Source organism: Arenimonas sp. (assembly GCF_022842045.1).
Lineage (GTDB): Bacteria > Pseudomonadota > Gammaproteobacteria > Xanthomonadales > Xanthomonadaceae > Arenimonas.
Map to the genome: position 1 here is coordinate 1 of NZ_JALHQI010000085.1, position 10,148 is coordinate 10,148.

The 10,148-nt window shown below is 71.0% G+C and carries 11 protein-coding genes; 6 read left to right on the forward strand and 5 right to left on the reverse strand.

All coding sequences use genetic code 11. The annotated features are described in order from the left end of the window. The 3 genes from Q0C12_RS13430 to Q0C12_RS13440 form a co-directional block, all read right to left on the reverse strand. Positions 1–1,986, reverse strand: a 1,986-nt coding sequence (locus Q0C12_RS13430; RefSeq protein ID WP_290891026.1) for an ATP-binding protein, incomplete at its 3' end; no start/stop codon positions are given. Continuing rightward, complete coding sequence (locus Q0C12_RS13435) at positions 1,983–4,658, reverse strand: EAL domain-containing response regulator (RefSeq protein WP_290891028.1); 2,676 nt, start codon at positions 4,656–4,658, stop codon at positions 1,983–1,985. The genes Q0C12_RS13430 and Q0C12_RS13435, both read right to left, overlap by 4 nt. A 117-nt stretch (positions 4,659–4,775) precedes the next feature. Next, positions 4,776–5,375, reverse strand: coding sequence for a DUF4126 domain-containing protein (locus Q0C12_RS13440; RefSeq protein WP_290891030.1), 600 nt, complete (start codon positions 5,373–5,375; stop codon positions 4,776–4,778). Positions 5,376–5,480: 105 nt separating this feature from the next. Between Q0C12_RS13440 and Q0C12_RS13445 the strand changes: the two genes are divergently transcribed. From Q0C12_RS13445 to nudC, 4 genes are read left to right on the forward strand one after another with little or no spacing between them, the layout of a single operon-like run. Next, the gene (locus Q0C12_RS13445) at positions 5,481–6,212 is read left to right on the forward strand and encodes a DUF6776 family protein (RefSeq protein ID WP_290891032.1); all 732 of its coding nucleotides are present in this window, start codon (positions 5,481–5,483) and stop codon (positions 6,210–6,212) included. Between the two features lies 1 nt (position 6,213). Next, on the forward strand, positions 6,214–6,666 hold the full coding sequence (locus Q0C12_RS13450; protein WP_290891034.1) for a polymer-forming cytoskeletal protein: 453 nt from the start codon (positions 6,214–6,216) through the stop codon (positions 6,664–6,666). A 41-nt stretch (positions 6,667–6,707) separates the two neighbouring features. Beyond that, the gene (gene erpA, locus Q0C12_RS13455) at positions 6,708–7,067 is read left to right on the forward strand and encodes an iron-sulfur cluster insertion protein ErpA (RefSeq protein ID WP_290891036.1); all 360 of its coding nucleotides are present in this window, start codon (positions 6,708–6,710) and stop codon (positions 7,065–7,067) included. A gap of 17 nt (positions 7,068–7,084) precedes the next feature. Further along, positions 7,085–7,993 (forward strand): NAD(+) diphosphatase, encoded by a 909-nt coding sequence (gene nudC, locus Q0C12_RS13460; protein WP_290891039.1) that lies wholly within the window; start codon positions 7,085–7,087, stop codon positions 7,991–7,993. A 35-nt stretch (positions 7,994–8,028) separates the two neighbouring features. Here nudC and Q0C12_RS13465 read toward each other — a convergent pair whose 3' ends face one another. Both Q0C12_RS13465 and Q0C12_RS13470 read right to left on the reverse strand, forming a co-directional pair. Further along, on the reverse strand, positions 8,029–8,337 hold the full coding sequence (locus Q0C12_RS13465; protein WP_290891041.1) for a BrnA antitoxin family protein: 309 nt from the start codon (positions 8,335–8,337) through the stop codon (positions 8,029–8,031). Beyond that, positions 8,321–8,599: a BrnT family toxin gene (locus tag Q0C12_RS13470; protein WP_290891043.1), complete on the reverse strand. Its 279-nt coding sequence runs from the start codon at positions 8,597–8,599 to the stop codon at positions 8,321–8,323. The genes Q0C12_RS13465 and Q0C12_RS13470 overlap by 17 nt, the downstream gene beginning before the upstream one ends. Before the next feature lie 168 nt (positions 8,600–8,767). Between Q0C12_RS13470 and Q0C12_RS13475 the strand changes: the two genes are divergently transcribed. Beyond that, on the forward strand, positions 8,768–9,649 hold the full coding sequence (locus Q0C12_RS13475) for a hypothetical protein (RefSeq protein WP_290891045.1): 882 nt from the start codon (positions 8,768–8,770) through the stop codon (positions 9,647–9,649). Beyond that, positions 9,646–10,080, forward strand: a complete 435-nt coding sequence (locus Q0C12_RS13480; protein ID WP_290891047.1) for a hypothetical protein — start codon at positions 9,646–9,648, stop codon at positions 10,078–10,080. The genes Q0C12_RS13475 and Q0C12_RS13480 overlap by 4 nt, the downstream gene beginning before the upstream one ends. Positions 10,081–10,148 lie beyond the last annotated feature (68 nt).

Sequence of the window (10,148 nt, forward strand, 5' to 3'; positions counted from 1 at the left end):
CGGCGCCTCCGGCATCGCGGGGCGCGCGGCCATGGGCGCCGGCAGCGCGTCGCCGGCCTCCGGCGCCGGCCGGTGCTGGAGCCAGCGCGCGATGGTCGCCTCCAGCAGGCGGCGGTCCACCGGCTTGGACAGGTAGTCGTCCATGCCGGCGTCCAGGCACTTCTGGCGGTCGCCGGCCATGGCGTTGGCGGTCATGGCGATGATGGGCAAGCGCGGCAGGCCTTGGGCGAGCTCGTGCTGGCGCCATTCCCGGGAGGCGGTGTAGCCGTCCTTCACCGGCATCTGGCAGTCCATCAGCACCACGTCCAGGTTACCCTGCACCATGCGCTCGAGCGCCTTCTCGCCGTTGTCGGCGGTCTCGCAGTGCAGGCCCAGCAGGCCCACCAGGCGCTGGGCGACCATCAGGTTCACCGGGTTGTCCTCGACCAGCAGCACGCGGCCGCGCAAGCGGCTCGCCGGCCGCGCAGTGTCTTCGGGCAGGTCGGCGGCATCCGCCACCAGCACCCGTTCGGGTAGCGACATCTCCATGTCCTCCTGCTTGGCGACCGCCTGGGACGCCAGGAATCCACTCAGCGCACTGCGCAGCTCGTTGCCGCCGATGCTGCGCGAAAGCATCAGCGAATGCGGGCCCTGGGCCAGCTCGCCGGCCACGGCCTCCTCGCCCTGCAGGTAGACCACGCGCAGGTCCTCGAGTTCGGCGCTGCGGCGCAGGTTGCGGTGCAGGGCGATGGCGGTGCTGCGCACGGAATTCAGGTCCACGACCAGCAGGTCGAAGCTCCAGCTGGCGCCGCGGCTCAGCGCGGTGCGCAGGCGGGTCAGCGCGTCCTGAGTGGTCTCGACCTGGGTCAGCTGCACGCCCCAGTTCGGCGCCGACTGGCCCAGGCGCTGGCGCAGGCCGGCCTCGGTGCTCAGCAGCAGCACGCGGGCGCCGTTGAGGTCGCTGCGCTGGCCCTGGATGTCGCCGGCGGCCTTGGTCAGCGGCACCTCGAACCAGAAGGTGGAGCCGCGGCCCGGTTCGGAATCGACGCCGATGCTGCCGCCCATCAGGTCGACGATGCGCTTGCAGATCACCAGGCCCAGGCCGGTGCCGCCGTACAGGCGCGTGGTGGACGCGTCGGCCTGGCTGAAGGCGCGGAACAGGCGCGCGTCCTTGGCGATGCCGATGCCGGTGTCGCTGACCTCGAAGCGCAGCTCGTGCTGGGTGCGGCTTTCGCCGCGGCGCGAGACGGCCAGCGTCACCGAACCGCGCTCGGTGAACTTCACCGCGTTGCTCAGCAGGTTCGTCAGTACCTGGCGCAGGCGCACCGGGTCGCCGCGCACGGCCAGGCGCACCGCCGGGTCCATCTGCAGGTTCAGGCGCAGGCCCTTGCTCTCGGCGGGCTTCTCCATCAGGCGGATCACCGAATCGAGCAGCTCGCGCAGGTTGAAGCTGGTGGTTTCGAGCGTGACCTTGTTCGCCTCGAGCTTGGAGTAGTCGAGGATGTCGTCGACGATCCGCTGCATCTGACGCGCCGAGGTGTAGGCGGTGCGCACGATGTCCTGCTGGTCGGGCTGCAGGCGCGAGCTCATCAGCAGGTCGAGCATGGGGATGATGCCGTTGAGCGGCGTGCGGATCTCGTGGCTCATCGTGGCCAGGAATTCGCCCTTGGCCATCATCGCGGCCTCGGCCGCCTGCTTGGCTTCGGTCAGCTCGCGCTCGAGGCGGCGGTGCAGGGCCAGCTCTTCCTGCAGCGCGTTTACTTCGCGGTCTTGCTCGCCGCTTTGCTGCGCCACCGCGGCCAGGGCCTGGTTGCGCAGGTGGAAGGCGCGCCAGAGGCCGGCGATGCCCGCCACCGCCAGCAGCGCCGCCACGAAGGCGACCGCCTGCCACAGCCCGCGGTCGCTGAAGTAGCCGATGGCCACGGCCACCGCCGCGCCCGCCGCGCCGGCGATCGCCAACCAGCGCACGATCAGCGCATCGTTGGGCTTGAAGGGCAGCCCGTTCAAAGCACGGCCTGCTGGAAGTCGAAGTCCATGTCGCGGTCCGCCTGTTGCACCAGGTTGCCCTGGATGAAATCAATGCCGCTCATCCACAAGGTGGCGGCCGACTGCGCGTCCTCGACGCCGTGGCCGATCACCTCCAGGCCGCGGCGGTGCGAGCGCTCGATCAGCACCTTGAGCTCGTCGCGCATGCCGGAGCTCAGGTTGTTGGTGGTGTACTTGCGCGCCAGCTTCACGAAGCTCAGCGGCAGCTGGTCGATCAGGCCCTCGGCGTGCTGGCCGGCCTCGAACTGGCTCAGGCAGAACTGCACGCCGTCGTCCACCAGCGCGTCGCAGAAGGCGCGCACAGTGCCGGCGTGGACGGCGGCGTCCTCGAGCCGCAGCTCGATCACGAGCGCGCTGCCGGGGACGTCGTGCGCGGCCAGCTCGGCCTTGAGCCAGGCGGCCTGCGACGGGTCGGCCAGGGTCAGCGCCGACTGGGTGACGTAAAGGCGCAGCGGCCGGCCCTCGGCGCGGCGGTCGCGCACGAGCCTGAGCGAGGCCTGCAGCACCCAGCGATCGATATCGCCGATGAAGTCGCCGCGCTCGGCCAGCGGGATCACTTCGGCGGCCGGCAGCAGCTTGCCGTCGGTGCCGCGCAGGCGCAGCAGCACCTGGTACTGGGAATCGTCGCTGCCGGCCACGGCCACCACCGGCTGGTAGAGCAGCTCGAGGCTGTTGAGCGCGATCGCCTCGCGGATCTGCTTCACCAGCGCGGCTTCGCGTACCGCCTCGCTCGGCTTCACCGGCTCGTAGCGCTTGACGCCCTTCTCGTGGGTGCGGGCCTCGCGCGCCATGCGCTCGACCGCGTTGAGCATGTCGCTGGCCTCGCCGAAGCGGTGCTTCATGGAGCACACGCCCACCGACACCCGCAGTCGCAGCGGGTGGCCCTGCACGTTGAACGGATGCTGCACCAGCGACGCGCGCAGCTGGGCGGCCAGCAGCTCCAGCCCGGCCTCGTCGCGTTCGCGGTCGAGCACCAGGAAGCTGCCGTCGCCGAAGCGCGCCACCGGGGTCGGCTCGGCGCGCTCGCCCAGCATGCGGCCCACCACGTGCAGCAGCTGCTCGAGCGTGGTCAGGCCGAGGCGGTCGCGCAGCAGGTTCACGCTCTCGATCTCGAGGAACAGCACGCCGCCGGCGCTGTGCTCGCTGGCGTCGGCAAGCAGGTACTCCAGGTTCTCCAGCAGCTCGCTGCGGTGGAACAGGTTGGTGTCGTTGTTCTTGCCGCCGCGGCGCTGGCGCTTGATTTCCATCGCCCGGTGGCGGGTGACGCGGTTCTTCACCGCGGCGATCAGGTGCTTGGGCCGCACCGGCTTGGAAATGAAGTCGTCGCCGCCGGCCTCGAGCGCTGCGAACTGGCGGTCCTCGTCGGCTTCGCCCGACAGGAAGACGATGGGCGTGTGCAGGAACGCGTCCTGGTCGCGGATCAGCACGGTCAGCTCGATGCCGTTGGCGTGCGGCATGTGCAGGTCCATCAGGATCAGGTCGGGCTGGAACTGGTGCAGGGCCTGCAGCACGTCCAGCGGGTCGAGCACGACCATGGTCTCCATGCCGGCGTTGCGCAGGATACCTTCGGCGAACAGGGCCTGGTTGCGGTCGTCCTCGACCACCAGCACGCGGAAGGGCGCGTCGCTGCCGGGGTTGAGCAGCAAGGCCAGGCGCCGCAGCACGTCGGAGGCGCCGTTGGGTTCGACCACCAGCGAGTCCACGCCGGCGCGCTTGGCGGTCAGGCGCAGGTTGATGTCATCGACCTGCGACAGGGCCACCAGCAGCAGCGGCTGCTGGATGCGCTCGCGGGCCTCGCGCACGGTGGCGCCGATCGCTTCGAGCTGGTCGCTGAAGGCCGCGTCCACCAGCGCGAGGTTGGCCGGGAAGGCGCCGAGCAGTTCGCGCAGTTCCTCGGCGCTTTCCAGCAGCTCCACTTCGTAGCCCAGGGCTTCCATGCGCTGGTCGAGTTCCAGCGACAGCGGGTCGTGGCTGGTGAGGTGGTAGACGCGGACGCCCTTTACCGCGTCAGGCTCGCCTTCCCCGGCGGCGGCAGGGGACGGCGACGGCGCGGCGGCGGGGGGCGTGGGCGGCTTGGGCTTGGGCATGGGCGGGGCCTCGCTGCGCGGGGGAGCCACCGGCGCACGCACGGGAGGCGGCGGCGTCGCGACGGGAGCGGGTTCCGGCGCAGGCTCGGGCGCCATCTGGGCCAGGATGGCCATTGGCGCGTCGTCGCCCCAGCGGCGCCAGTAGTTGGCGGGCGGGGTTTCGGCGCGGCCGCCGTGGTCGACCTGGCGCGCGCCGCCGGCGTCGGGCAGCGGCTCGGTGTTCATCGGTACCGACGCACCGACGTCTTCGACCAGGTGCCACAGGCGCTCGCCCAGGCTGGGGTCGGGCAGCGCCTGCTGCTGCAGCGTGTCGCCGAGCAGTTGGTGCATTTGCTGGAAGTGGACGCTGGCGGCGTCGAGCCCGTGCCGGCCGCAGGCGTCGCCGAGGAAGCGGGCTTCGTCGTGCATCAGCGACAGCCCGTTGATGTCCCAGCCGTCCTGCAGGAAACGATGCAGGCGGCGGCCCATGACCTCGACGCGCCGGGGCAGCAGGCGCAGGAAGGCGTGGCGGTGTTCGGCGAGTCTGGACTCGTCGTGCGGATTCATCACTAAGCCCCCGGTTGGCCTTGGATTATGCCCCCGGGGGTGGCGGCTGTCAGTGTGTCTGCGGTCACTGGTGGGCTAACGCCCTGCCCGGGGGCGACCGGACAGCCCGTGCGGTTTTCACGCGGTACTCGCATCCGCCTGCGTTCGCAGGCGCCGACCGCGCCGCCAGACCCAGCGGGCCAGCGCGAACACCCCCAGCGCACCCAGCACCATCACCGTCAGCAGCAGCCCCAGCGCGATGAACGGATGCGCGAACACCAGCGCCAGTGCGCCCAGGGCCGTGGCGTCCTCGCCCAGCGATGCGGTCCAGTTCGAAACCGGCTCGGGCGAGGCGTTGATGACGGCACGCGTGGTCGCCTTGAGGGCATGGGTGCCCAGCGCGGCGGTGGCGCCCAGTGCCAGCGCGCCGGCGCCGAGCTGGCCGTCGTCGGACAGCGTGGCGGCGGCCAGGAAGGCGCCGGCCGGGATCCGGGCCAGGGTCTGCAGCAGGTCCCAGCCGGAGTCCACGCCCGGGATCTTGTCGGCGCCGAACTCGACCACCGCCAGCGCACCGGCCGTGCCCAGCACCCAGGGCGAGGTGGTGACGGCCAGCGCCGAGGGCAGGTCCACCCAGCCCATCAGCCCGGCGATGCCGACGCCGAACACGGTGAGGTAGGCGCGTACGCCGGCCAGGCAGGCCAGGGCCAAGCCCAGGGCAAAAATGTGTGCTTCGGTCACGGCGGGCTCCCGGAGGGTGACGCAGTTCACAGTATAGTGGGACCGCACCTTGACGCTGGCTTAGCGCGCCAGCGATGTTGCCGATCCCCCTGCCTGCCCCCGCCGATGAGCTCGCCTGCCCCGGACAAACCGCGCTTCGTCATCGTCCCGCACCGGCCGCACGCCCGGGCGCTGCTGGCGATCGCGGCCGTGCTTTGGTTGGCCAGCCTGGTCGCGGTGGGCTACTGGGCCAGCAGCCGCGCCGCGCCGGGGCTGTCCAAGGCCCGGGCCGAGCTGGCCATCGCCAGCAAGCGCGCCACCCAGGCCGAGGCCCTGGTGAAGCAGCTCCGCCAGAACGTGGCCACCCTGCGCCGCAGCGACCAGATCAGCCGCAGCGCCAACATCGAGCTGCAGGCCAGCCTGGCCGAACGCGAGGAGGAAGTCTCGGGCCTGCGCGCCGACGTTGCCTTCTACGAGCGCCTGGTCGGCGCCACCGGCCAGCGCCGCGGCCTGTCGGTGCACGAGGCCGTGTTCGAACCCGAGGCCGGCGGTACCTGGCGCTACACCGTCACCCTGACCCAGAACCTCAACCGCGGCGCCATCAGCAAGGGCGAGGCGCGGGTGTCGGTGGAGGGCGTCAGCGAAGGCCGGCTGCGGACCCTGCGCTGGGAAGACCTCTTACAGAAGCCGGGTGCACCCGGACAGGCGTTCTCGTTCCGCTATTTCCAGCAGCTCGAGGGGAGCATCATGCTGCCCGAGGGCTTTACCCCCCAACGCGTCCGGGTGCAGCTGCGCTCGGACGGCAGCACCGTGGACCAGGCCTTCCCCTGGACGGCCGCGGGCCCACGAGGAGATTGAGATGTTCGGCAGCGACAAGCACAAATCCCCCCGCCACGGCGGCCACGCCGTGGAAACCCTGATCGGTCCGCGCGCGGTGATCCGCGGCGACGTCAGCTTCACCGGCGGCCTGTACGTCGAGGGCACCATCCACGGCAAGGTCACCGCCGAGGACGGCTCGGCCGCGGTGCTCACCATCGCCGAGGACGGCCACATCGAGGGCGAGGTCCGCGCGCCGGTGGTGGTCATCAGCGGCCGCATGACCGGCGACATCCACGCCGGCGAGCGCATCGAGCTGGCCGCCAACGCCCGCGTGAACGGCAACATCCACTACAAGGTGGTCGAAATGGCCGCCGGCGCCATGATCACCGGCCGCCTGATCCACGCCGACGCGCCGCTGGCCCAGCTCACCGGCCCCGAGGCCGCGCCGGCCGCCGGCCGCGTGAAGGGCAAGGCCGAGGCACAGGAAGCCTGATATGCCTTGATAATGGGCGCCCGCACGCCCATCTTGGTGCCATGGAAACCACGCCCAGCTACCAGTCGCTCGACGCGCCGCTCGACTTCACCGCGGCGGCCGCCGCCAAGGTCGCCTCCCTCATCGCCGAGGAGGGCAACCCGGGCCTGAAGCTGCGCGTGTACATCACCGGCGGTGGCTGCTCCGGGTTCCAGTACGGCTTCGAGTTCGACGAGCAGCAGGGCGAGGACGACCTGGCCCTGCAGCGCGACGGCGTCACCCTGCTGGTCGATCCCCTGAGCCTGCAGTACCTGATGGGCGCCGAAGTGGATTACCGCGAAAGCCTGCAGGGCGCGCAGTTCGTGATCCGCAATCCGAACGCCAAGACCACCTGCGGCTGCGGCAGCAGCTTCTCCGCCTGACCGCGCCACCCGGGCCCATGCCTTCCTCGCCGCCCGGCTACGCGTTCCGCGGCCCCGGGCTCGACCGCTCCGAACTGCTGCGCGAACGCCCCGACGACCTGCGCGCGCGCTGGACCGCGGCGCGCGTGCTGGTGGTCGATACCGACGGCAACGCGCGCTTCCCCGAAGCCGCGGGTGGCTGTGGTTTCTGCCTCGGCGCCGATCTGGCGGGCGAACTTCCCGACGCGGCCAGCTTCCTGGGCCTGGGCGAGGAGGGCGCCTGGTTCGCGCTGCCGCATGAGTCCCTGCCCGAGCCGCTGCCCGGCCGGATGGACCTGCGCAGCGCCGCCACCGAATGGCCGGCCCGCGACGCCGCCGCGCTGGCCGAAGCGCGCGCGCTGCTGCACTGGCAGCAGCGCAATCGGTTCTGCGGCGGCTGCGGCCACGCGCTGGCGCTGGGCAAGGGCGGCTGGTGCGCGCGCTGCACGCAGTGCGGGCTCGAGCACTACCCGCGCACCGATCCCGCCATCATCGTCGCGGTCACCGACGGCGAGCGCCTGCTGCTGGGCCGCCAGGCCACCTGGCCGAAGGGCCGCTGGTCGGTGCTGGCCGGCTTCGTCGAGCCGGGCGAATCGCTGGAGCAGGCCGTGGCCCGCGAAGTGATGGAAGAGGCCGGCATCCCAGTGCTCGAATGCCAGTACGCCGCCTCGCAGCCCTGGCCGTTCCCGGCCGCGCTGATGATCGGCTTCCAGGCCCAGGGCCTGCCGCTGGAACCCTCGGTCAGCGACGAACTGGAGCAGGCCCGCTGGTTCTCGGCCGATGAACTCGACAGCGCCGTCGCCACCGGCGAGGTCAAGCTCTCGCCGGTGCTGTCGATCTCGCGCTGGCTGATCGACGAATGGCGGGCCCAGGCCCGCGCCCGCCGCGAGGCGGCGCCGGCCGGCTGACGCGCTCGCAAGTCCGTTGCCGTGTGCTTGGCTGGCTATTCGCTTTTCGAGGTCTTACGGCGGGCGGGCGCGCCTGCCAATCCGCCGGGGCGCTGGCCGCCCGTGGCCTTCGCCGCGGTCTCGGTGTCCGGGGCCGCGTGGCCGGTCAGCGCCCTGCGCAGGAAGGCGTTGATCTCGGTCTGGTAGCCGCGGCCGTTCCGCGTTGCGGTAGCGCGGAAGTGGGCCAGCACATCGTTGTCCAGGAACATGGTCACGCGCGTCTTCCCGGGCGATGCCAGCACCGCGCCGCGGCGCGCACGCTCGAGGTCGTGTCGTATCCCAACTTCTTCAGCCACCTTTCTCATAGTGCTTCCTCTCGTCCTCGCGGGGATGCCGGGCCGAAATCAGGCGGATGTTCGCGCCCCGCCGCGTCCAAACGACCGTCACCACGCGGCCCAGGGCATCCTTGCCGGTGGTGATGTGCCTCAATTCCGTGCCGCGTGGCGTCGACCAGTGACGGTCGGTCGTGAAAGCGCGCAGATCGAAGAAGACGGTCTCGACGTCGGTGAAGTCGATGCCGTGCTTGAGGCGGTTTACGAGCGCTTTGTCGGGGTCGAACTCGATCATACGCCTCTGTATGCATATATGCATATGGCCGCACCGGGGTGGCCGGGCAGAGCCAAACCCCGGTCGAGGCGGGGGAGGCCAGCGTCGGCGATCGCGTCGGCCGGCGGCTGTAGGAAAACCGCGTGGGCAAGAGGCGAATACGGAAGCAATCACGGCTAGAATCCCGGCATGTCCGCCGCGCTCATCGCCGTCGTCGTGTCGCTCCTGCTCGGCCACCTGGTGCCGTCGCTGCCGCTGCTGCGGCGTTACGACTGGTTCATCGGCTGGCTGCACTGGCTGGGCAAGCAGACCAGCGGCGACGAGTGGCCCAACCGCATCGGCCTGCTGCTGGCGGTGGGCCTGCCGCTGCTGGTGGTGGGCGCCATCCAGTTCTTCATCGACGACCTGTGGTACGGGCTGCCGGCCTTCTTCGTCGCGCTGCTGGCGCTGCTCTACACCTGGGGTCCGCGCGACCTCAACCTCGACGTCGAGGCCGTCATCGAAGCCCGCGGCCCCGAGGCCCGGCGCAGCGCCGCGGCGACGCTGTTCCCCGAGGGCGGCGAGCCGGTGGTGGAAGGCCCGACCCTGGTCGCGGCCGTGTTCCACTGCGCGCTGTGGCGCTGGTTCGGCGTGCTGTTCTGGTTCGTGGTGGCGGGCGCGGTCGGCGCGCTCGGCTACCGCCTGGTTTCGCTGTGCGCGCAGGGCGAGGCGCGCCGCAGCCTGCCCGAAGCGCAGCGCGGCGTCGCCCGCACCACGCTGGCGGTGCTGAACTGGCCGGTGGCGCAGCTGATGACCTTCGCGCTGGCGCTGGCCGCCGACTTCGACAAGGTGCTCACCGCGTGGCGCGACTGGCACGCGAACGGCGTGCGCCTGGACCTCGGCTTCCTCGACGCCGCCGCGCGCGCCAGCGTCGCCAGCGAACTCGCCGAAGAAGATGCCTACGCCGTGGACGGCCCCGCGCAGGCGCCCGACCTGCTCGAACTGCGTGACGCCATGAGCCTGGTCTGGCGCATCCTGCTGCTGTGGCTGGGCCTGCTGGCGCTGTTCGTGCTGGCGGGCTGGGCGACGTGAGCCAGGCCGGGGCGGACCCGGGCTACATCGAGCCGACTTGGCGCGGGCGTGGGCTGTTCCTGCTGTGTTGGCTGGGCACCCTGGGGCTCATCTACCTGCACGTGGCCGTGCTGCAAGCCTTCGTGGCCCGGACGAACCAATGTGATTCCTGCGCGGTGATCCATGAACTGCAGTTCATGGCGGTGTATGTTTTCTTGCTTTCCTGGCTTCCGGCGCTCTTTTTCGCAAGATTCACCTGGTTGATCGTGCGGGCCCGGCAGTTCCCCCATCCCAAGGCCTGGGTGCTGTACCGCACGCAGGTCTCCACGGGCGCGTGGATGTGGGCCCAGGTCGTGCTCGGTGCGGGGCTTACGCTGTTCTTGCTGCAGTTGCCGTACTGGGCCTGGACGGGAATCAACCCCGTGGCCCTGCTGCTCGACAGCGGCTGCTGAGCGCGGACCTTAGCCTGGCGCCAGCCAGCTGAAGGGCCACCACGGCAGGTTGCGGGTGATGGCGTAGG

What these genes read in the sequence shown, in the direction of transcription:
- Q0C12_RS13435 (WP_290891028.1), bottom strand. Translation starts at nt 4,658, where the DNA reads ATGAATCCGCACGACGAGTCCAGACTCGCCGAACACCGCCACGCCTTC.
- Q0C12_RS13450 (WP_290891034.1), top strand. Translation starts at nt 6,214, where the DNA reads ATGTTCGGCAGCGACAAGCACAAATCCCCCCGCCACGGCGGCCACGCC.
- nudC (WP_290891039.1), top strand. Translation starts at nt 7,085, where the DNA reads ATGCCTTCCTCGCCGCCCGGCTACGCGTTCCGCGGCCCCGGGCTCGAC.
- Q0C12_RS13465 (WP_290891041.1), bottom strand. Translation starts at nt 8,337, where the DNA reads ATGAGAAAGGTGGCTGAAGAAGTTGGGATACGACACGACCTCGAGCGT.
- erpA (WP_290891036.1), top strand. Translation starts at nt 6,708, where the DNA reads ATGGAAACCACGCCCAGCTACCAGTCGCTCGACGCGCCGCTCGACTTC.
- Q0C12_RS13475 (WP_290891045.1), top strand. Translation starts at nt 8,768, where the DNA reads ATGTCCGCCGCGCTCATCGCCGTCGTCGTGTCGCTCCTGCTCGGCCAC.
- Q0C12_RS13470 (WP_290891043.1), bottom strand. Translation starts at nt 8,599, where the DNA reads ATGATCGAGTTCGACCCCGACAAAGCGCTCGTAAACCGCCTCAAGCAC.
- Q0C12_RS13445 (WP_290891032.1), top strand. Translation starts at nt 5,481, where the DNA reads ATGAGCTCGCCTGCCCCGGACAAACCGCGCTTCGTCATCGTCCCGCAC.